The organism is Bradyrhizobium sp., from assembly GCF_049581145.1.
Taxonomy (GTDB): Bacteria; Pseudomonadota; Alphaproteobacteria; order Rhizobiales; family Xanthobacteraceae; genus Bradyrhizobium.
Genome location: NZ_JBAURI010000166.1, coordinates 1 through 20,502, shown reverse-complemented (window position 1 = coordinate 20,502; position 20,502 = coordinate 1). Strand labels below are relative to the sequence as shown.

The 20,502-nt window shown below is 62.7% G+C and carries 20 protein-coding genes; 14 read left to right on the top strand and 6 right to left on the bottom strand.

Annotated features, from left to right (window positions below; genetic code table 11):
* The 10 genes from nrfD to WCB02_RS05430 all read left to right on the top strand — a co-directional run bounded on the left by nrfD (position 1) and on the right by WCB02_RS05430 (position 8,288).
* On the top strand, positions 1-1,380 hold the full coding sequence (gene nrfD / locus WCB02_RS05475; protein ID WP_423956831.1) for an NrfD/PsrC family molybdoenzyme membrane anchor subunit: 1,380 nt from the start codon (positions 1-3) through the stop codon (positions 1,378-1,380).
* Positions 1,377-1,901 carry a DUF3341 domain-containing protein gene (locus WCB02_RS05470; protein ID WP_423956819.1) on the top strand — a complete coding sequence of 175 codons (525 nt, stop codon included), beginning with the start codon at positions 1,377-1,379 and terminating at the stop codon, positions 1,899-1,901. The genes nrfD and WCB02_RS05470 overlap by 4 nt, the downstream gene beginning before the upstream one ends.
* Entirely contained in the window at positions 1,898-2,431 is a 534-nt protein-coding gene (locus WCB02_RS05465) for a c-type cytochrome (protein ID WP_423956818.1), read from the top strand. The genes WCB02_RS05470 and WCB02_RS05465 overlap by 4 nt, the downstream gene beginning before the upstream one ends.
* A complete protein-coding gene (locus WCB02_RS05460) occupies positions 2,428-3,474 on the top strand; it encodes a hypothetical protein (RefSeq protein ID WP_423956817.1) in 1,047 nt (348 codons plus the stop codon). The genes WCB02_RS05465 and WCB02_RS05460 overlap by 4 nt, the downstream gene beginning before the upstream one ends.
* Positions 3,464-3,934, top strand: coding sequence for a hypothetical protein (locus tag WCB02_RS05455; protein WP_423956816.1), 471 nt, complete (start codon positions 3,464-3,466; stop codon positions 3,932-3,934). The genes WCB02_RS05460 and WCB02_RS05455 overlap by 11 nt, the downstream gene beginning before the upstream one ends.
* Entirely contained in the window at positions 3,931-4,737 is an 807-nt protein-coding gene (locus WCB02_RS05450; RefSeq protein WP_423956815.1) for an SCO family protein, read from the top strand. The genes WCB02_RS05455 and WCB02_RS05450 overlap by 4 nt, the downstream gene beginning before the upstream one ends.
* Positions 4,734-5,693 (top strand): cytochrome c oxidase subunit II, encoded by a 960-nt coding sequence (gene coxB / locus WCB02_RS05445; RefSeq protein ID WP_423956814.1) that lies wholly within the window; start codon positions 4,734-4,736, stop codon positions 5,691-5,693. Before WCB02_RS05450 ends, coxB begins: the two co-directional genes overlap by 4 nt.
* Positions 5,694-5,698: 5 nt before the next feature.
* Positions 5,699-7,369 carry a cytochrome c oxidase subunit I gene (locus WCB02_RS05440; RefSeq protein WP_423956830.1) on the top strand — a complete coding sequence of 557 codons (1,671 nt, stop codon included), beginning with the start codon at positions 5,699-5,701 and terminating at the stop codon, positions 7,367-7,369.
* Positions 7,366-7,998, top strand: a complete 633-nt coding sequence (locus WCB02_RS05435) for a cytochrome c oxidase subunit 3 (RefSeq protein ID WP_423956813.1) — start codon at positions 7,366-7,368, stop codon at positions 7,996-7,998. The genes WCB02_RS05440 and WCB02_RS05435 overlap by 4 nt, the downstream gene beginning before the upstream one ends.
* Before the next feature lie 62 nt (positions 7,999-8,060).
* A complete protein-coding gene (locus WCB02_RS05430; RefSeq protein WP_423956812.1) occupies positions 8,061-8,288 on the top strand; it encodes a cytochrome C oxidase subunit IV family protein in 228 nt (75 codons plus the stop codon).
* Positions 8,289-8,339: 51 nt separating this feature from the next.
* On the opposite strand, the gene WCB02_RS05425 is transcribed toward WCB02_RS05430, so the two are convergent.
* From WCB02_RS05425 to WCB02_RS05415, 3 genes are all read right to left on the bottom strand, one after another.
* Positions 8,340-9,662, bottom strand: a complete 1,323-nt coding sequence (locus WCB02_RS05425; RefSeq protein WP_423956811.1) for a S41 family peptidase — start codon at positions 9,660-9,662, stop codon at positions 8,340-8,342.
* Positions 9,663-9,813: 151 nt separating this feature from the next.
* Complete coding sequence (locus WCB02_RS05420; protein WP_423956810.1) at positions 9,814-12,906, bottom strand: efflux RND transporter permease subunit; 3,093 nt, start codon at positions 12,904-12,906, stop codon at positions 9,814-9,816.
* A gap of 6 nt (positions 12,907-12,912) precedes the next feature.
* Positions 12,913-14,043, bottom strand: a complete 1,131-nt coding sequence (locus WCB02_RS05415) for an efflux RND transporter periplasmic adaptor subunit (protein ID WP_423956809.1) — start codon at positions 14,041-14,043, stop codon at positions 12,913-12,915.
* Positions 14,044-14,472: 429 nt separating this feature from the next.
* Between WCB02_RS05415 and WCB02_RS05410 the strand changes: the two genes are divergently transcribed.
* Positions 14,473-14,826, top strand: a complete 354-nt coding sequence (locus WCB02_RS05410) for an SPW repeat protein (protein WP_423956808.1) — start codon at positions 14,473-14,475, stop codon at positions 14,824-14,826.
* A 120-nt stretch (positions 14,827-14,946) separates the two neighbouring features.
* Here the strand turns inward: WCB02_RS05410 and WCB02_RS05405 are convergent, their stop codons facing one another.
* On the bottom strand, positions 14,947-15,828 hold the full coding sequence (locus WCB02_RS05405) for a formate/nitrite transporter family protein (protein WP_423956807.1): 882 nt from the start codon (positions 15,826-15,828) through the stop codon (positions 14,947-14,949).
* Positions 15,829-16,667: 839 nt separating this feature from the next.
* Positions 16,668-17,267 carry a hypothetical protein gene (locus tag WCB02_RS05400; RefSeq protein WP_423956806.1) on the bottom strand — a complete coding sequence of 200 codons (600 nt, stop codon included), beginning with the start codon at positions 17,265-17,267 and terminating at the stop codon, positions 16,668-16,670.
* Here WCB02_RS05400 and WCB02_RS05395 point away from each other — a divergent pair.
* From WCB02_RS05395 to WCB02_RS05385, 3 genes are read left to right on the top strand one after another with little or no spacing between them, the layout of a single operon-like run.
* On the top strand, positions 17,163-18,248 hold the full coding sequence (locus WCB02_RS05395) for an acyl-CoA dehydrogenase family protein (protein WP_423956829.1): 1,086 nt from the start codon (positions 17,163-17,165) through the stop codon (positions 18,246-18,248). The two genes, WCB02_RS05400 and WCB02_RS05395, sit on opposite strands and share 105 nt — an antisense overlap.
* Positions 18,249-18,992: a PIG-L deacetylase family protein gene (locus tag WCB02_RS05390; RefSeq protein ID WP_423956805.1), complete on the top strand. Its 744-nt coding sequence runs from the start codon at positions 18,249-18,251 to the stop codon at positions 18,990-18,992.
* Positions 18,985-19,563, top strand: a complete 579-nt coding sequence (locus WCB02_RS05385) for an SAM-dependent methyltransferase (RefSeq protein ID WP_423956804.1) — start codon at positions 18,985-18,987, stop codon at positions 19,561-19,563. The genes WCB02_RS05390 and WCB02_RS05385 overlap by 8 nt, the downstream gene beginning before the upstream one ends.
* Here the strand turns inward: WCB02_RS05385 and WCB02_RS05380 are convergent.
* Positions 19,496-20,440, bottom strand: a complete 945-nt coding sequence (locus WCB02_RS05380; protein WP_423956828.1) for a glycosyltransferase — start codon at positions 20,438-20,440, stop codon at positions 19,496-19,498. The two genes, WCB02_RS05385 and WCB02_RS05380, sit on opposite strands and share 68 nt — an antisense overlap.
* Positions 20,441-20,502: the final 62 nt, after the last annotated feature.

The following is a 20,502-nucleotide window of genomic DNA, read 5'->3' as shown; positions in this document are numbered from 1 at the left end:
ATGACGGCGACCAGCAATGTCGAAGCCGCGGCGGACCCCGAACGATGGACGCTGCCTGGCGCGCGCAGCTTCGATGCCGTCAACGCGATGGTCGCCTCGCCGCTGCTCGTGCCCGAGATGTGGAGCTGGCGCGCGTGGTGGATCGGCTTCGCCGTCAGTCTCGTCGTCACGGCCGGATTTCTGATCGCGGTGTTTCTCATCCTGTACCGCGGTATCGGGATCTGGGGCATCAACACCACGGTGGTCTGGGGCGTGGCCATTGCCAACTACGTGTGGTGGATCGGCATCGGCAATGCAGGAACGCTGATTTCATCGATGCTGCTCCTGATGCGCCAGAAATGGCGCGCATCGACCAACCGCTTCGCGGAGGCAATGACGCTGTTCGCCGCCACCATCGCCGGCATCTTCCCGATCATCCATCTCGGCCGTCCGATGTACTTCTACTGGCTCACGCCCTATCCCAACACCATGCACGTGTGGCCGCAATGGCGCAGCGCCCTGATCTGGGATTTCTGGGCGATCCTGAGCTACATCCTGTTCTCGATCCTGTTCTTCTATGTCGGCCTGATCCCGGATCTCGCGACCCTGCGCGACCGCGCCACGACGAAGGCGCCCGCCGTCATCTACGGCGCATTGGCGCTGGGCTGGCGCGGCTCGGCTCGGCACTGGCAGGCCTACGAAACACTGCATCTCGCGCTGGCCTGCCTGGGCGTGCCCCTTGTCGTATCGTTGCACAGCGTGGTCGGCATGGATTTCGCGGCAAGCCTGATGCCGGGCTGGCAGGAGACGATCTTCCCGCCCTATTTCGTGGTCGGCGCCATGTATTCCGGCTTCGCGATGGTTGTGTGCCTTGCCGCGCTGGTGCGATGGGGCTTGCGCATGCAGGGCCTGATCACGATCGCCCATTTCGATGTCATGGCCAAGGTCATGCTGGCGGCGGCGATCATCATGGGCCTCTCCTACGGCACCGAATGGTTCAACGCCTGGTATGGCGGCGATCACACCGACCGCGGCCTGCTGGCGTTCGAGTTCACGGGTGCCTACGCACCGATGTATTGGGCGCTTCTGCTCTGCAACGTGGTGATCCCGCAGGCGTTCTGGTTTGCCGCGGTCCGCCGCAGTCTCGTCGCGGTGTTCGTCATCGCGGTCATCATCAACATCGGGATGTGGCTGGAACGCATCCTGATCATCTGGAATACGCTGTCGCACGGCTATAGCCCCAGCATGTGGCGGTTGTTCCTGCCGACGCTTTGGGACTGGATCACCACGTTCGGCTCGCTCGGGCCGTTCGCCCTGATGTATCTCGTTTTCGTCCGCTTGGTGCCGGTTGTCTCGATGCACGAGGTGCGCAAGCTGGTGGCCGAGGAGCAGACGCGATGAGCGGCCTGTTGCTCGCCGAATTCAGGGACCAGCGACGTTTGGTCGACGCCGCCCGACGCGCGCGCGGCGTGCACTACCGCTTGCTCGATGCCTACACACCCTTCCCGGTCGAAGGCTTGTCGGAGCTGCTCGAACCTCGTCGCAGCCACATCCGCCTGGCGATGTTCATCGGCGGCGTCGCAATGGCGGCGCTGGCCTACGGCCTGCAATATTACTCCGCGGTCATCAACTATCCCTACAATAGCGGTGGCCGGCCGCTCAATGCCTGGCCGGCCTTCATGCTGGTGCCGTTTGCGACGGGCATCCTGCTGGCGGCAGTTTGCGGGTTCGCGACCTTCCTGTTCGAAACCGGCCTGCCGAAACTGCGTGATCCCCTGTTTGCCGTCGAAGGTTTTGAGCGCGCAAGCCAGGACCGCTTCGTGCTGACGATCGAACAGCCCGACGAAGAGGACGACCGTCAACGAGCGATCGATTTTCTCAAACGCTGCGGCGCGTCTTCCATCAAAGAGGTCGGGCCATGACCCGCCGCCTGCCGGCATTCATTCTGCTGTTCGCCTGCGGCTGTGTGCTGATGGGATGCGATCTCAGCATGACCCGGCAGCGCAAGCTCACGACCTACGCGCCGACGGCATTGTGGCCCGACGGCAGCTCGGCGCGGCCACTGCCGATTGGCGTGGTCGCGCAAGGCGACGTCGATCGCGCCGCGGCCGCAAGGACCCCGCCGCCCGTCACCGCGGACTTGCTGGCAAGGGGGCGCGAGCGCTTCAATATCTTCTGCACGCCTTGCCACGGCCTGGCCGGCGACGGCGACGGCGTCATCGTGCAGCACGGATTTCCGGCGCCACCCTCCTATCACATCGATCGGCTGCTTGCGGCGCCGGCGCAGCATTTCTACGACGTGATGACCCATGGCTACGGCGTGATGTACTCCTACGCAGATCGCGTCGATCCGCACGATCGCTGGGCGATCGCCGCCTATATCCGCGCTTTGCAATTGTCGCGGCGCGCCAAGGTGGCGGAGGTTCCGGATGCCGCGGAGCACATCCGATGACCTCAGGTCGCACTCGCATCATGTCCCTGGTGATCGTCCTCCTCGCGGCAAGCCTGATCGCCACCGCCATCATCGAGCCAAAGATCGCGGCCGCCGGCTGGCTGATAGGGCTCATTTTCTGGGCGCAGATCCTGGTCGGCAGCCTCACGCTGGTGATGATCCATCGCCTCACAGGCGGCCGCTGGGGCGAAACGATCGCGCCTGTCGTCGAACCAGCCACTGCCGCCGTTCCGGTGCTCGTCTTGCTGGCCATTCCCCTGTTCGTCGCGATCCCGGTACTCTACCCCTGGTTTGCGCATCCGCCGGCGCTCGAGCCCGATGTCCTCTCATTCTATCTGAACAGGCCCGCTTTCGTACTTCGCTCCGCGGTGGCATTGGGCGGCTGGTCGGCGCTGTCACTCCTCTTGCCGCGCATGACCGGCCCGCGCGGGCAGCTTCTTGCCGCCTTCGGCCTCGTCTTCCACGCCCTTGTCATCAGCGGCGTCTCGATCGACTGGGTCCTCTCGCTCGAAGCGCCTTTCACGTCGTCGTCGTTTGGCGCCAGTGTCGCGATCTCCTGTCTGGTCGCAGCGCTCGCCTGGGCGGCGCTCCGGGCTCCCATGGCCACTGACGATCCCGGCGTCGGCGACCTCGGTGGCCTGCTGCTCGCGACCGTCCTCGGCCTCACCTATATCGACTTCATGGCGGTGCTGGTGATCTGGTACGGCGACCTGCCGCGCGAGGAAACATGGTTCGTAACGCGCGAACCCTTTCCCTGGGCGACACTTGCCGCGACCGCTTTCGCGCTCGTTTCAGTCATCCCGATCCTGACCTTGATCCAGTCGCGTTTTCGCAACGAAAGAACCCGACTGCGCTCCATCGGTGCCGTGACGCTGGTGGGGCTCGCGGTCTACGACGCCTACCTGATCGCGCCGCCGGCCGGCTCGGCGGCGCTCGCTGCAGCATTGCTGGCAGTCGTCGCCATCGGGCTCGTCGTCGTCCTGGTCATGTCCTCGGCAGCCCGCCCCTCCCCCTCGTCGCAGGAGGCCGCCAATGCCCGATGAAGGACATCTTCAATACGTTCCGGAGCCGCCTGCGGTCAGCATGACGTTCATTGGCTGGACGGCGTTCAGCGCGCTGCTGCTGCTCGGCATCGCCATCGGCGGCTTCCACGCCATCTACCAGATCTCGGTTCCGACCAAGACCGTGCCCGCGCCCGCGACTTTCCCGCAACCGCGGGTGGACACCGGGCAGATTGCGGAATTGCATCGCATCGAATCCGCACAACGGAGCAAACTCGAGAGCTGGGGCTGGACCAACGATCAGCACACGCTCGCGACAATCCCGATCGAACGCGCCATGCAACTGCTGGCTGGCAAAGGGAGCGACGCTTATGCCCCGCTGCTCGCGCCGCAGCCGGCGCTGTCCGCGCCGACCGCTGCCGCCGAGCGGGCCGTCACTCCTGATGCAGCCGCGCAAGGCGGACAGCCCGCAGCCCCTCCACCGGGGGGGACCAAGCCGTGACAACCTGGACCCCGATCGCAAGATTCCTCGTCGCCGTCGCGGCGACGGTGTCGCCCGGCGCGCAGGTGATGGCGGGCGTCGTCACCGCGCAAATCAGGACAGTCGCCGCAGCGCCGGCGCCGAACGCGGAATTGCCGCTCGACCTCGGCTTTCTCGATGACAGCGGCCGACGTGTGACGCTCGCCGGCGCCTTCGGCGGCAAATCGGCGGTCGTCATATTCGCCGATTACACCTGCCGCAGCCTCTGCGGTCCGGTGCTTGAATTTACCGTCAACGGGCTCGCCAAGACCGGACTGACGCCGGGCGCGGATTACCGCCTGGTCGTGATTGGACTCGATCCGCGAGACGGCATCGACGCCGCCCGAACGATGCGCGCGGAGCACATGGACGGCACCTCTCCGATCGGCCAGGCCGCGGTATTCCTGACCGGCGGCGACCACGAGATCCGCGCAGCGACGCAGGCGGCCGGCCTGCGCTATTACTATGACGCCGAACATGATCAATTCGCCCATCCGGCAGCGGTCTATGTGGTCGATTCGATCGGACACATCCGCCGCGTGCTGTCACCGCTCGGGCTGGACGGCGGCGATTTGCGCCTGGCAATCGTCGACACCGGCCACGGCGCCGTCGGCACGTTGGCCGACCGTATCCATCTGCTGTGCTATGGCTACGACCCCGTCAAGGGCATCTACACCGAGCGCATCACCACGATGCTCGAACTTGCCGCCCTCGCGACGCTCGTTGTGCTGGCGGGAGGTATTTCGCTGATGGTCGCGCGCGAAAGGCGGAGTGCGCCGACATGAGCCTCGCCCAGTTCACGACCGCCGCCTCCGACTACGCGGTCCATGTCGACCGACTGTTCATGCTGCTCTCGGTCATTTCGGTGGCCGTGGTCCTGCTGGTTTCCGCGCTGATCATCATCTTTCTCGCCCGCTACCACAAAGGCTCGCGCGCGCCGCGGGGCGAGACGCCGGAGCGCTTCGACCGCGAGGTCGAGATCTGCTGGACCGCGGCAACCTTTTTCAGCTTCCTGTTCATCTTCTGGTGGGCTGCCTCCGACGAGCTCACGGCATTGAAGGCGCCGCCGAACGCGCTTGAGATTCACCTCGTCGCCAAGCAGTGGATGTGGCGCATTCAACATCCGAGCGGCGCCCGCGAGATCGACGAACTGCATGTGCCGGCGCACACCAATGTCCGGCTTGCGATGACGTCGGAGGACGTGATCCACGATCTCTACCTGCCGGCGCTGCGATTGAAGCAGGACGTGCTGCCCGACCGCTACACCTACCTTTGGTTCAACGCGACCAAGACCGGCATCTATCATCTCACCTGCGCCGAGTTCTGCGGCACCGATCATTCCGTCATGGCCGGGCGGCTCGTGGTCGTCACGCCGGAAGAATACGCGCGCTGGAGCGCAGCCCAGCCCGAAGGCGATGACCTCGCCCATCAGGGCGAGGTCCTGTTCCATTCGCTGGGCTGCTCCGGCTGCCACACGCCGGGCTCGACCGTGCACGCACCCGACCTGCACGGCATCTACGGGCACGCGGTGCAGCTTGCGGACGGCCGCACCGTCAGCGCCGACGAAGCCTATCTGCACGACTGCATCGTGCTGCCCGCCAAGAACAGAGTGGCCGGCTTTCCGCCGCTGATGCCGAATTTCACCGGATCGGTGAACGAAGGCCAGATCGTCGCACTCGTGGCCTACATCAAATCGCTGACGCCGCAAATGGCCGGGTCGAGCCGGGGAGAAACGCAATGAGCGAGATGACGTTGCCGTACGTGGCCGGGGAAGCGAGCCCGGCGTCGAGCTATCTCGACGAAGGCCATTCGGTCACATCGTGGCTTGCCACCACCGATCACAAGCGGATTGCCATTCTCTATGCGCTTTCCATCACCGTCTTCTTCTTCATCGGCGGCATCGCGATCGCCCTGGTCCGCCTCGAGCTGATCAGTCCGACCGGCTGGTTCATGACATCGGACGAATACAATCGGGCCTTCACCATCCACGGCATCATCATGGTGTGGTTCTTCCTGGTACCGTCGATTCCCGCCACCATGGGGAACTTCATCCTGCCTCTGATGATCGGAGCGCCCGATGTCGCCTTTCCCCGTCTCAACCTGATGTCGTGGTACCTCTACGTCCTCGGCGCGGCCTTCACCGTCTATGTGCTGCTGTCCGGCGGCGTCGATACCGGCTGGACCTTCTATCCTCCATTCTCTTCCGACTATTCGCACTCCGACGTCATCCCGGCCGCGATCGGCGTCTTCGTGGTCGGCTTTTCGTCGATCGCGACCGGCGTCAATTTCCTGGCCACGATCCACATGCTGCGCGCGCCGGGCATGACCTGGTTCCGGCTGCCGCTGTTCGCCTGGTCGATGTATGTGGTCAGCATGGTGATGGTGCTGGCAACGCCGGTGCTTGCGATGTCGCTGTTGTTGATCTGCGCGCAGCGCTATTTCCACTTTCCGATCTTCGATCCTTCGGCCGGCGGCGATCCGTTGCTGTTCCAGCACCTGTTCTGGTTCTACAGCCACCCGGCGGTCTACATCATGATCCTGCCGGCGATGGGTGTGGTTTCGGAAATATTTGCCTGCTTCGCGCGGCGGCGCGTCTTCGGTTACACCTTCATGGTGTTCGCACTGCTGATGATCGGCGTTGTCGGCTTCATGGTGTGGGGTCACCATATGTTCGTCGCCGGACAATCGCCGCTCGCCAACCTGATCTTCTCGTTCCTGTCATTCATCGTCGCGGTCCCCTCCGCCATCAAGGTGTTCAACTGGACCGCCACCCTCTATCGCGGCCAGATCGGCTATGAGGCGCCGATGATCTATGCGCTCGGCTTTCTCGGGCTGTTCACGATCGGCGGCCTCACCGGATTGTTTCTCGCTTCGGTGCCGATCGACATCGCCGCGACGGATTCCTATTTCGTGGTCGCGCATTTCCACACCATCATGGTCGGTGCGACCGTATCGGCGTTCATGGCCGGCATCCATTATTGGTGGCCGAAGATCACGGGGCGCTGCTACAATGAGTTCTGGGCGCAGTTCGCCGCGATCACGATGTTTCTCGGCTTCAACCTCACGTTCCTGCCGCAGTTCATCATGGGCTGGCTCGGGATGCCGCGCCGATACCATTATTACCCGGACGTGTTCCAGATCTGGCATGTGCTGTCGAGCGGCGGCGCGATGATCCTGGCGGCAGCCTACGTGCTGCCGCTCGTCTATCTCGGCTGGTCGCTGTTCGCCGGCGAACGAGCGGGCGACAACCCCTGGCACGCGACCGGCCTCGAATGGCAGACCAGTTCGCCGCCGCCCAAACACAATTTCTTGCGGCCGCCGCGCATCACCTCGGAGCCCTACGCGTACCATGAATTCGGTCGCGCCCGCGAGGAAGGACAAGAGACGCCAATCGGGCAGCAGGGCGAAGTGCCATGACCGATCTGGCCCGCGCACTGCAGGAACCCTGGCCCGATCTGCGCTTGCAGCGCGAAGGGGTCGGGCTCGGCATGTGGTTCTTCCTGACCAGCGAAGTCTTGTTCTTCGCCGCGCTGTTTTGCAGCTATGCGGTCTACCGCAGTTTCAACGCCGAGGCGTTTCACATCGCCGCCGCGCACACCAAAATTGTCTACGGCTCGATCAATACCGCGCTGCTCCTGACCTCGAGCTTGACGATGACAATCGCGCTACGGGCCGCCGCCGCCGAGCTTCGCCGGCCGACATTGCTTTGCCTGCTGGCCACGGCCGCGCTCGGCATCGCGTTCCTGATCTGCAAGGGACTCGAATATCGCAGCGACCTCGCCGAGCATCTGGTCCCCGGCGCCGGATTCCCGCTGACGCCACCGGCCACCCAGATCTTCTGGGGGCTGTATTGGATCATGACCGGCATCCATGCCCTTCACCTAACTGCAGGCATCGCGATCGTCCTGGTCGTGACGACCTTGTTTCGGCGCCAGATCATTCCCGTGCAGGGCTCGACCATGGAAGGCGTGGCGATCTACTGGCACTTTGTCGATTCGGTCTGGCTTGTTTTGTACCCTCTGATCTACCTGGCGGGCCGCTCATGAATGACGATGGTTCAGACAACAGAGCCCTGTGGCGGGGCCCGGCGCTGGCCTGGGTCGCCCTCATGACGCTTTTCGCGGTCAGTCTCGGCTCGGCCTATATTCCGCTCGGTCGCGGCAACATAGCGGTCAATTTGGCGATCGCCGCGGTCATGGTCTTCGTGCTGGTCACATTTCTCATGGACCTAAGGAATTCGACCGTCCTGATCCGGGTCATTGCCGCGGCCGGCCTGTTCTGGACCATCATGATGTTTTCATTGACCTTCAATGATTACCTCACGCGCTATTATTGAACGGCTTGAAACGCCGATGTAGCCTTTCGCCCGAAGCGTTTAGCTCTCGCCTTAGTGCGGCTGACCGGCCGTCGCAGTTTGGCCCTCCAGATAGGACAGCACGGCCTGAAGTTGCGCATCGCCGGGGGCGCCAATCAGGTCCGCCTTGATCGGGGGCGAATAGGTCTCGTTCCGGACAGCGGGCGGCTTTGTCGCCTCGCTTTGATTGAGCGGCCCCGGGTTCTTGAACGCTCCGCGCAACGTGCTCTCGCGCATCATCACCCCACCGCTGATCTGTTGATCCTTGGGGGCCTCGACAACCTGATCCGGCGAGATGCCGTTATCCTGGATGGAACGACCCGAGGGCGTAAAGTAGAGCGCCGTCGTCAGCCGGACCGCGCCATGTCCCTTGAGGGGAATGATGGTCTGAACCGATCCCTTGCCAAAGCTCTGCGTTCCCATCACCGTCGCGCGGTGGCGATCCTGCAAGGCTCCGGCAACGATCTCCGAGGCCGACGCCGAAGCACCATTGATCAGAACTGCCACCGGGGTGCCCGGCAGCATGTCGCCATTGTCGGGCGCCTTGAATATGTGTTCGTCGCCCGCCTTGCGGCCACGAATGGAGACCACGGTTCCCCCGTCGAGCAGGTCGCCCGCCACATCGACGGCAGCGGCCAGCAATCCGCCGGGGTCGTTGCGCAGATCGATCACCAATCCCTTCATGTGGCCATTGTCCTTGTCTTTGAGGGTGTTGATGGCCTGTTTGAAGCTCGCTGCCGTGTCGCCGCCGAATTGACTGATCCTGATATACCCGATGCCGTCCGCTTCGAGCGTGGATTTGACCGAATTGACCTGGATGATCTGGCGCGTCAACGTCTTGTCAAACGGCGCGTCCTTGCCGCGCAAGATCGTCAACGTCACCGTCGACCCGGGATCCCCGCGCAGCAGACCGACGACTTGCTGCAAACCCATCCCCTGCGCGCTCGAATGATTGATCTGAACGATCAAATCCCCGGGTTCGAGCCCAGCCTGCGCGGCCGGCGTGCCGTCGATCGGCGAGACGATCTTCGGAACGCCGTCCTGTTCGGAAATCTCCATGCCGAGGCCGCCGAACTTGCCGACGATATCCGCCGAAGATTGCTTGTACTCCTGCTCGTCCATGTAGTCCGAATGCGGATCGAGGCGCGTCAACATCCCCTTGAGCGCATCTTCGGTGAGTTCGCCGGAAGTCACCGGATGGACATATTCGCGCTGAACGAGCCCGATCACCCCGTCAAGCAAGGCAAGATCGGACATATCTTCGTTTGACCGCTGCATGGCGAAGGCGGTGACCAGAGAAATGCCGACGATGCCGGCGACGACGAGGCCTACAAGGGCTATTCGAATCCGCGTCATCATTCATTCCTCTCGCGTTCAGGGCCGCTTTGGCCAGTCCTAGCTCTCGCAAATGGTGAAGTCAAAAGCCGTAAAACGCCAAACGTCGTTCAGATGGGCGGAGTTCCCTGAGCAGACGGCCGGGCCACCCGTCAACGAGCCAGATGTGGTCCTACACCGTCCGTACCTCGCTGCTCGCAAGACCCGGGCTGATGGCTTCCCGCGCCGCCTGGCGGGAATGATCCGCTCCGATCAGAAGATAGACCGCCGGAACGACGAACAGCGTGAACAGCGTTCCGATCGAAAGCCCGCTCGCGATCACAAGCCCCATGTTGAAACGCGAAACCGCCCCGGCTCCGCTGGCGAGGATCAGCGGAACCACGCCCAGCACCATTGCCGCGGTGGTCATCAGGATCGGGCGCAGCCTGATCGCGGTTGCCTGCTCGATGGCTTCGCGCTTGGTCAGCCCGGATCGCTGCAAGTCATTGGCAAATTCGACGATCAGGATCGCATGCTTGCTGATCAGACCCATCAATGTGACGAGGCCTACTTCGGTATAGATGTTCAGCGATGCGCCACCGAACCCGAGACTGACGAAGATCAGCGCACCCGCGATCGACATCGGGACCGAGACCAGCACGATGCAAGGATCGCGGAAGCTTTCGAACAGCGCGGCAAGCGACAGGAAGATGATCACGATGGCAAATCCGAACGTCGCAACGAAGCCGGAAGCCTCCTGAACATATTGGCGGGACAGGCCGCCATAATCCACGGTGTAACCCTGCGGCAGGGTTCTGGCGGCCAGGCTGTTAAGGAAGTCCAGCGCGTCCGCCTGCGCCACGCCGGGCGCCGCAACACCCTGGATCGTGGCGCTGTTGAGCTGCTGGAAACGATCGAGCGTCTCCGGCACGGTCCTGGTCGTGATGTGCGCGATGGTCGAGAGCGGTACGGGAATCCCGCCCGCATCGGCCACATAATAGTTGAGCAGTTGATTGGTATTGAGGCGAAATCGGCGCTGCACCTGAGGAATGACCTTGTACGAGCGCTGATCGAGGCTGAAATAGTTCACATAACCGCCGCCCAGCATCGCGGCCATGGCGTTGCCGACGTCGCTCATCTTCAAACCCAGCTGCGCCGCCTCGTCACGATCGATCTCAACGGTCGATTCCGGGTTGTCGATCTTGAGGTCGGTGTCGAGGAAGATGAACTTTCCGCTGGCAACCGCGGCCTTCAGGAATTGCTGGGCGACATCGTTGAGCCGATTGAATGAATCGGTCGTCTTGAGCACGAATTGGACCGGCAGGCCTTGGCTGCCCGGGAGCGGCGGCAATTGGAAGGCGGCGATCCGCGCGCCGGCGACCTTGTCGAGTTGCTGCTGCAGGATGGGCTGGAGCTGGTTGCTGGTCCGCGAGCGTTCGTCCCACGGCTTCAGGACCATTCCCGCGACCACGTTGGTGGGAGCGTTGATCTGAAACACGTGATCGGTCTCGGGATATCGTTTCATGATCCGATAGACCTGATGGGCGTAAAGCACCTGCTGCTGCACCGTCGCATCGGGCGCCAGCGTGGACAACGCGATGACGACGCCCTGGTCCTCCTGCGGCGCAAGCTCGCTATTTGCGCCCGTATAGAGAAAATAGATGCTGGACAGGACGATGACCGCGAAGACGGCCGTCACGGGCAGATAGTCGAGGCTGCCGTGGAGCCTTCGGAGATAGAGACGCCGCAGCGCGTCGAAACGACGATCGATGTAGTCGGTCAGCCGCTGCTGCCTGCCCGCCGCCGTGTCGGCCCTCTTGAGCAGCCGCGAACTCATCATCGGCGACAGCGTCAGGGCCACGACGGCCGATATCGTCACCGTCCCGACCAGGGTGAACGCAAACTCGGTGAACAGCGCGCCGGTCAGCCCACCCTGGAATGCGATCGGGACATAGACCGCGATCAGAACGACCGTCATCGCGATGATCGGCCGAGCGAGTTCTCCCGCTGCCTCGATCGCCGCCGAGGTGGGAGACTTGCCTTCCTCGAGATGGCGGTTGACGTTCTCGACCACAATGATCGCATCGTCCACCACCAGCCCGATCGCCAGCACAAGCGCCAGCAGCGTCAGAAGATTGATGGAAAACCCGAGCGCCAGCATCATCGTGAACGTGCCGACCAGCGACAGCGGGATCGCGACCATCGGGATGACGACCGAGCGCACCGATCCCAGGAACAGGAACACGACGAGATTGACGATCACGAGCGCCTCGACGAGCGTCCTCGCCACGTCGCCGATCGCGGCATGGACGAAATCAGTGGAATCGTAGACGATCTTCCCCCGCAGGCCGCTGGGCAGCTGTCCCTCAATACCCGGGAAGATCTTGTGCACGCCGGCGATCACGTCGAGCAGATTGGCGGTCGGCGCCACCTGGATGCCGATATAGACCGCCGGCTTGTTGTCGAAGGCGACTTCGGTTTCGTAGCTATCCGCGCCGAGCGTGACGTTGGCGACGTCCTTCAAGCGAACGATCGCGCCGCCAGCCTGCTTGACGACGAGATTGGCAAACTCGCGTTCGGTATGAAGGCCCGTCGATGCGGTCAGGTTGACCTCGACCATCTGGCCCTTGGTGGTGCCGAGCCCCGAAATATAGTTGTTCTGGGTCAACGCCGCGGAAACGTCGGTGGCGGTGAGACCGTAGGCCGCCAGCTTGTCCGGATCGAGCCATGCGCGCAGCGCAAAATTCTCTCCGCCGATGATTTCCGCGGTCTGCACGCCGGGCACGGCTTGCAGCTTCGGCTGCACGACGCGAGTGAGATAATCGGTGATCTGGTTGCGGGCCAGCACGTCGCTGTCGAAACCAAGATACATGGCGTCGATAGTCTGGCCGATCTGCACCGTCAGCACCGGTTGCTGTGTCCCGGACGGGAGCTGGTTGAGCACCGAGCTGACCTTGGTGCTGATCTCGGTGAGCGCCTTGTCCGCATCGTAATTCAGACGAAGGTTGACCGTGATGGTGCTGACGCCGCTGGCACTCTTCGAGCTCATGTAGTCGATGCCGTTCGCCTGAGCGATCGCATTCTCCAGCGGAGTGGTGATGAATCCGGCGATGACGGCGGGATCTGCGCCGTAATAGGTCGTGGCAACGGTCACGACGGCATTCTGTGTCCGCGGATATTGCAGCACCGGCAGGGAACTCATCGCCCGGAGACCGAGCGCAAGAATCATCAGGTTCAGCACTGTGGCGAGAACCGGCCGGCGAATGAAAAGGTCGGTAAAGCTCACGGGCCCTCACTCTTCGGAAACTTGAGGGTTGGCGCTGAAAGGGACCTTCACGTCATTATCGATCTGAACCGGGGAGCCGTTTTGCAACTTGTTTTGCCCGGCCGTGACCACGGTGTCCCCGGCCTTGATTCCGTCCAGCACGGCGACCTGATCGCCGCGGGTCTGACCGGTCTTCACGAACACCTGGCGCGCGACGTCCGGCGTCTTGCCATCCTTGGCGGTCGCCTCGCTGTCGACCAGATAGGCGATATCGCCGTAGGCGTTGTAGTAGATCGCGGTCTTCGGCAGCGTGACATAGCTCTTCGGTACCCCGATATCGATGTCGACGGTCACGAACATTCCCGCCAGCAGCTTCTCATCGGGATTTTTCAACGTGGCGCGCACCTGGACATTGCGGGACGCGGTATTGACCTGCGGATTGATCGCGAGAATTGTGCCGGTGAAACTCGAATCCGGATAGGTGTCGACCTTTGCCGTCACCTGCTGCCCGACCTTGATCTTCGCCAACGACTGCTGCGGTAAATAGAAGTCGACGAAGATCGGATCGAGCTGCTGCAGCGTTACCATCGGCGTGCCTGGAGCGATGAATTGGCCGACGTCGACCTGCCGGATGCCAAGGCGGCCGGAGTAAGGGGCCGTGACCGATTTGTAGCCGACCAGCGCCCGTTGTTGGGCGACCAGCGCCTGATCGTTCTTCAGCGTCGCCAGGTCGGTGTCGGCTGCCTGCTGGCTGACGGCGTCGGTCCGCAACAGGCCGCTGTCGCGATTGTAGTTCAGCTGTGCTAGCGAGGCCGTTGCCTCCAACGCCTGCAGATGGGCGATATCATCGGCCGCTTCGAGTTCGACAAGGAGCGCCCCTTTCTCGACCTTCTCGCCCGACTGGAAATGGATCGCCTTGACGATGCCCGCAACCTGGGCGCTGAGATCGGCGCCCTTCTGGGCCCGGGTGCTGCCCACCGCTTCGAGCCGCTCCTGCCATTGCTGAGTGGTGGCCTCGATCGTGGAGACCGCTTGCGGCGGGTTCCGCAAACCGGCGATGGCTTTATTGATCATCCTCGCCTTGAATGCCTCGAATCCAAACACCGCGCCAAATACCACGCCGACGGCGACCAGCATCATGATCATGCGACGAAGCATCTGAGAGTTTCCGGACCTGCAAACCGCTTGACAACGCGGCTATGACGCGATGGGTCCTAAACCGGGCCGCCGCAGGCATTATCGCTCGATCGCTCGCGCAACCGCTTCATCCGTGCGCGCGGCCTCAATCACGACTTTGTTTCACGAAAACAGGAATCGCGCGGACACGCACGATGAACGCCATCGTGGTCGGCACCACACCAGCTCGCATGATCGGGTCAGCGAAGCCAACGGCACTTCCCCACGTGACCCAGAATACGCCCCAAATGCAGAAAGCATTTCCCATCCCTCGGCCAGGGCGCGGCAACTCGTCACATGTGGCAGTGAACGAGGAACGCCATGCGGCGAATCGCGCTTCGCCGTCAGCACGTGGCACAGACCGAAACGGTGGGGCGGCGCGGCCGGTGTCCGACTTGTGGAGGACACAACATGAATCAATGGACCAATGCCAAACTTTGCGATGTCGGGAACCTCATCCTCGGCGCCATCCTGTTTTTCACACCGTGGATGTTTCAATACCCAGCCGGCACGCCGTGGCGCGTTGCGCTGGTCACCGGCGTGGTGATCGCAGCGATCTCGATCGCGGCTTTGGCGGCTTTTGCCGTCTGGGAGGAATGGCTTAATCTCGTCATCGGCCTCTGGCTGATTGCTTCACCCTGGATTGTCCACTTCGCTGGCAGCACGGCGATGCGCGTCAACGTCGTGATCGGAGTGCTGGTCGCGATCCTCGCGGCGATCGAGCTGATCGACACGACCCGGTCGCCTCGGCCAGTCGCCAGGTAGTAGAACGCCGGCAATCGTTGTCGCCAAGTCTCTTTCGCCAGGTTACTTGGCGAGGTTACAAAGGCCGCCGCAGCGTGAAGCCGCGGCGGCCGGGCTCGCGGGCTGAAAACGCAGCAGTTCTCAAAGCTCCTTCATGACCTGCGCATAGGCAAGAAGGGCAAACAGCGCTGTCCCGCCGATGACGTTTCCCAGCAGCACGGGAACGATGAAGCCGAATACCACCGCTTGCCAACCCATCATGTTGTTGAGCATCAGCATGAAGGATTCCATGCTGCCGGCGATGACGTGCATGAAGCCGCCGGCAGCGATCAAGTAGGTCGTCGCCACGATGACCCCAAATTGTCCGCCCTCGGCGCTGGGCAGCAGCCAGACCATGGCGGCGATCAGAAAGCCGGCGGAAACTGCTTTGAGCACCATTTCGATCCAGCCGTGGCCCAGGATTTGCCGGCTGATCTCCAGCATCTCGGCCCTGAGCTCGGCGGAAATCACAGGGGAAAAACTGCAAAATGCCGCCGCGAACAGCGTGCCAGCAAAGTTGGCGAGCAGCACCACGCCCCACATCCTGGCCGCACGTAGCAGATTGCTCCCCGACCAGTCCGCCATGACAGGCAAGACGACGGTGATCGTATTCTCGGTGAACAATTGCTGGCGGGAGAGTACCACCATGACGAAGCCAAAGCAGTAGCCAAAACTGGTGACCAGCGGCCGCCAGCCGGCGTCCGGAAGGTGTTGCTCGAGCACAGCCTGCGCAAGCAGCGAGAAACTGATCGACAAGCCCGCCGCCAGTCCCGACCACCACAGCGAGGTGACCGGACGGTCCATTTCCTCCTGGCCGAGCTTGCGTACGATCTCGTAGATGACCGGCGTGCGCGGGCTCGATCGTTCCTCGATATCCTCGATCTCGCGCGATGTGACGTTGCCTCGGTCTGTCTCCGCGTGCTGCCGCGAGGCGTCGGTCCGCGTCTGACTGCCGGCCGATCTTTGGCTGTGGCGCTGGGCCATCATACTTGAATGCCTCGACAATTATCCGGCCTTTCGGACGACATCGTTAAACACGCCCTTGGATCGAAATCGTTCCACCAATCGAACCTGCTCGGCAAATTAATTGAGGCCGGGCGGGCGCATCCGGCCACCACGCGGCGGTTGACGGCCCGGCCCGAATGCGCCTGCACGAACAAAAGCCAAGCTCGTGCCGCACCTCGATATTTTTGATTTTGCAAATGATCGTTCTGGCGCGCGGAGCGTTTGAGATTGAACGGCCCTTTGGGCGGGCCGCTTTTGGGAGCGGGAAAAATCCGTTCATGCGGTGTGAGGCCAAGCAGCCCCAGAGCTCGAAGCCCGGGAACCTCCGCGTGCGCACGGGTTCACAAGGCTGTCATGGCTCGCAGCGGGAACGGTGACTGCATGACCTTTCCGGACCGCGGAGCCGCGCTGGCGACCGCCCTCGCGTTGGCAGTAAAACGTCGCGCGAAAGTTATCAGGACGATCTCGGACAAAGCTGGCCTCAAGCGTTATTAGGCTCGTGCAGCGGCTTGCTCTTGAGAGGCGCATACCATGGAGAAGCGGTATTTGGGGAGCTTGCTGGCTATCGGCGCGGCAATTGCCATCGTTTTTTCGGTAGGCTTTACAACCCTCAACGCCAGCGGTTGCTGCCGACAGAATCTGGCCAAAGCCGAGAGCGTCCTTCGCACTCAAAGATGGCAAAACTGGCGTTACGCGTATGCGCGTTCGGTTTCGATCGCAGTTAGCGATCACGCGGCTTAGCGAGCGGCTTTCATGTTTCCGAATCCGCCGTCACCTCTCCCTGCCGGTGCACCATCAGCGCACCCCGACCCGCTTGGTCAGCAGAACTGTCTCTGCACGCCCAAGCCTGGACACGCCAAGGTCGCCGCCGCCGGGTCCGTTCGGCGCGCGGCAAAGAAGCTTCGCCGCCAACGTCCGCGGAAATACAGCATGACTTCAGCCAGCGCGGCTTCTCGCGTACAAAACGACCGGCCACCGAAGCTCTTCATCGGACTCCACCGCACGCCCTGCGGCACGATCTGGCAGCGGCCGTCGCCGTCCTGGCGGATGCGACCGATGATTTCGCCAGCCTCGATCCACTTTAGCCACCACACGCTGTCATCCACATTATCTCGCTGGAGTTCGATGGTGGCCATCTGAGTGCCCAGACGGGAAGCCTGTGTTCTGATGCGGTTCGTGGTCTTCAATTTCAAATTCGGAAAATTGTTCCAAGCATGAATGATGGGAACATTCCGGCCAGAAGCGACTTCACAGACGGGCAACGCCCCGATATGTGAGTCAGTCCCATTCTTGCACCATCCAACCTCCAGCTCCTGCTCGAGCGAGCCAGACAATTTGCGGCTGCAGCGTTCGAAGCCGCGTGCGCGGCGGACGCGGCCGCTGCGATCGATCAGGTGCTTTTGAAGGATCTTCGTCACTCCGGGCTGGCGATGTCGGCCTTTCCCGAGGCGATCGGTGGCTGCGGGTTGTCCGAGGCCAACCGCCAAAGCGAGTTGTGCGCTGTGCTCCGCATGATCGGCGCCGGCGATCTGTCGATCGCCCGTTTGTTTGAAGGTCACGTCAATGCGATCTCCCTGGTCTGTCGTTACGGCACGGACTCACAGATCGGCTCTCTCGCCGCTGATGTCGCCAAGGGTGCGCTGTCGGCAGTCTGGGGAGCGGACGATGCTGCGGGTCTCAGGATCGTAACGCTTGGCGGCCGGGCCGAACTTCGGGGCCGGAAGGTCTTGGCCTCGGGTGCGGGCCTGGTCACGCGTCCCATCGTAACCGCCGCGAGCCCGGATGGACAGTTGATGTGCCTTTTGAGGCTCTCGCCAGGTCAGGCGGTCGATCTCAGCGGCTGGAACGCGCAGGGCATGCGATCGACCGCAACTGGGGCCGTCGAGCTGACCGGCATCCTCATCGGCCGCGATGAAATCGTCGGCTCGGCCGGCGACTTCATGCGGCAACCCTATTTTTCCGGTGGCGCATGGCGCTTCTGCGCGGCGCAACTGGGTGCGATGGAGCGCCTCGTCGAACTCTTCCGCGACCACCTGGTTTCACGAGGCCGCGGAGACGATCCCTACCAGCTGCAACGCGCGGCTCACTGCCTAGCCGCGGTCGCGACAGCCCGCTTCTGGATCGAAGAGGCAGCCCGCAGGCTTGGCAGCGAGGAAGCCGGCGCCACGTCGATCGTTGCCTTCGCCAACCTGACGCGCATGGTGACGGAACGATCCGCTCTGGACGTCATGGAAGCCGTGCAGCGCGGGGTCGGACTAGCCTCCTTCATCCGGCCGCATCCCATCGAGCGCATCTGCAGGGATCTCGCGACATATTTGCGGCAGCCCGTGCCGGACCTGGCGATGAGCGATGCCGCCCGAGCGTGGATGAACTCCCCCAATGCAGTGGGAGAATTTTGATTGACCGCCGCAGAATACCTCGACACGGTTCGGCGGCTGCCGCTGGGGACGCTACAGGACCTGACTGCCGGATTCCCCTTCGCTGTGCTGTCCCCCCATCCCGATGATGAAACCCTCGGAACGGGCGGACTGATATCCGCCGCCTGCGCGGCAGGACAGCGGGTCGATGTCATCGTCATCACCGATGGATCGGGATCGCATCCGCGCTCACAGGCCTTTCCGCGCCAGCGCCTGATCGAGCTCAGGCGGACGGAAGTCGAGGCCGCGGGCTCCGTGCTGGGATTGGCGCCGGACCAGTTGCATCACCTGGGCTTGCCCGACACGCAGGCACCCATGTCGGGGCCGGCCTTCGACGCCGCGGTTGCCGCAATCATAGCAGCGTGTACCAAATCAGGCGCTCGATCGCTGTTCGCGACATGGCACGGCGACCCGCACTGCGATCACCAGGCCACGGCGCAAATGGCCAAAGCCGTGAGGCAGCGTATCCCGGATATCGGGCTTTGGGCCTATCCGATCTGGGGCTGGCATCTGGATCCATTGCTGCAGCTTCGCGATTCTTGGCCTCGAGGACTGCGTCTCGACATCTCACGGCATCAGGCCAGCAAGCGCGCAGCCATTTTCGCGCACGCATCGCAAACGACCGACCTCATCGATGATGACCCCCAAGGCTTTCGGCTCACCGAGGCAACCCTCGGCCTGTTCCTGGGCCCTTTCGAGTATTTCCTGAAAGTCGTCGATGAGTAGGCGGACAGAGACGATCCCAGTCGAGTATTTCGACCAGAAATATCGGTTGAATATCGACCCCTGGCAATTTCGCACCAGCGACTATGAGCAGGCAAAATACCAGGCAACGATCGGAGCGCTGGGGAGACCACGATTCGCCAATGCGCTCGAAATCGGCTGTTCGATCGGCGTGCTGACCGGCCTTCTGGCATCCCGTTGCGCTGCGATCACCGCGATCGATGCTTCGGCGATTGCCATTGCGGCCGCGCGAAAAGCCGGCATCTCCAATGTCACGTTCGAAGTCGGCACGCTGCCGCGAGATTTCCCGCCCGGACAATTCGACCTGATCGTGCTATCGGAGGTCTTGTACTATTTTTCTGCGGTGGATCTTCGATGCGTCGCCACGCTATGCGCCGAATCGCTCTTGCCAAACGGAGAGGTTGTCCTTTGCCACTGGCTTGGCGATACCGATTATCCGCTGACCGGACAGGCGGCGAGCGAATTGTTCGCCGAAGCCATTGCTTTCAGACTGCCGGTTCGAGAGATTCGCTGCAACGACGTCTATCGGCTGGAAAGACTTTCGGCGACATAGCCGGCAGACGAAGCTGCCGCAGAATCATGGTCGCCAGGGCGATTTGACGCGGCAGTTCGGACGGTCGTAACGGTGCGCCACGCTGGAGCCCTGGGCTTTCACGACAGACCTGTTGCCAGATGTCTTCAAACCTGCTGCCCTGCCGCGTCAGCCACTTCGTGGTGGCGTAAGGAAGTCCTGGTGCCGCCGGCAGCCGGTCGAACAACGAGTTTTCTTGGACCAGCTTGCGCAACCGCCCGCGGCAGATCGCACGGCGGGTTGCCAAAAGCGCGGGTTCGAGGTCGTCGTCGCAAGGAGAGTCCGGTATGGCATGCCTCAGCCGCATCGTGTCCGCCGCTCCGCCCTGAGCGCGACCGTCGAAGCGGCATGACGTCGAGACGCTGACCGCCATGGAGTGGCGCACCTTGAATCCGGCCCGATCGAGCTCCCGGGTCAGAGCGGCGTCTTCGCCCACTGGCTGCGGCGGCAAGCCGCCGATGGCTGTGTAGGCGGCCAGCGTCACCGCCAGACTGGCGCCCGAGGATACCCGATGATTGGGCCAGGGATCGTGAGGGCGCGGATCGCATCGCGCGTAAATCTCCGCGAGCAACCGGAGATAGGTATCTTCCAGTCGACCGCGCTGCAGAAACGCGCTTCCCAGATTGACCAGTTCGACCGGATCGGCATCGATGTAACCGGCAACGCAGTCGACGCCCTTTGCAAACTCCCGAACCGCGGCAGCGAACCACGTCGGCGCGACACAACTGTCAGCATCGGTGGTCAGGATTATTCCGCCTTCGTCCACTCTCCCGCGAAGCTCGGCAGCAGCGAGATCCATGGCCCGTTTGCGAGCCCACCCGGCGCTTTGCCTTTCAGGGGGCAGCCGCTCCTCTACCACATCTATCGGATGAGGCGTTTGAGATGCGAATGCGCGAGCGACCGGCGCGGTGGCATCGGAGC

Bases quoted from the DNA above. Each gene is read 5' to 3' on its own strand.
- nrfD (WP_423956831.1), top strand. From the start codon at position 1: ATGACGGCGACCAGCAATGTCGAAGCCGCGGCGGACCCCGAACGATGG.
- WCB02_RS05470 (WP_423956819.1), top strand. From the start codon at position 1,377: ATGAGCGGCCTGTTGCTCGCCGAATTCAGGGACCAGCGACGTTTGGTC.
- WCB02_RS05465 (WP_423956818.1), top strand. From the start codon at position 1,898: ATGACCCGCCGCCTGCCGGCATTCATTCTGCTGTTCGCCTGCGGCTGT.
- WCB02_RS05460 (WP_423956817.1), top strand. From the start codon at position 2,428: ATGACCTCAGGTCGCACTCGCATCATGTCCCTGGTGATCGTCCTCCTC.
- WCB02_RS05455 (WP_423956816.1), top strand. From the start codon at position 3,464: ATGCCCGATGAAGGACATCTTCAATACGTTCCGGAGCCGCCTGCGGTC.
- coxB (WP_423956814.1), top strand. From the start codon at position 4,734: ATGAGCCTCGCCCAGTTCACGACCGCCGCCTCCGACTACGCGGTCCAT.
- WCB02_RS05440 (WP_423956830.1), top strand. From the start codon at position 5,699: ATGACGTTGCCGTACGTGGCCGGGGAAGCGAGCCCGGCGTCGAGCTAT.
- WCB02_RS05435 (WP_423956813.1), top strand. From the start codon at position 7,366: ATGACCGATCTGGCCCGCGCACTGCAGGAACCCTGGCCCGATCTGCGC.
- WCB02_RS05430 (WP_423956812.1), top strand. From the start codon at position 8,061: ATGACGCTTTTCGCGGTCAGTCTCGGCTCGGCCTATATTCCGCTCGGT.
- WCB02_RS05425 (WP_423956811.1), bottom strand. From the start codon at position 9,662: ATGACGCGGATTCGAATAGCCCTTGTAGGCCTCGTCGTCGCCGGCATC.
- WCB02_RS05415 (WP_423956809.1), bottom strand. From the start codon at position 14,043: ATGCTTCGTCGCATGATCATGATGCTGGTCGCCGTCGGCGTGGTATTT.
- WCB02_RS05410 (WP_423956808.1), top strand. From the start codon at position 14,473: ATGAATCAATGGACCAATGCCAAACTTTGCGATGTCGGGAACCTCATC.
- WCB02_RS05405 (WP_423956807.1), bottom strand. From the start codon at position 15,828: ATGGCCCAGCGCCACAGCCAAAGATCGGCCGGCAGTCAGACGCGGACC.
- WCB02_RS05385 (WP_423956804.1), top strand. From the start codon at position 18,985: ATGAGTAGGCGGACAGAGACGATCCCAGTCGAGTATTTCGACCAGAAA.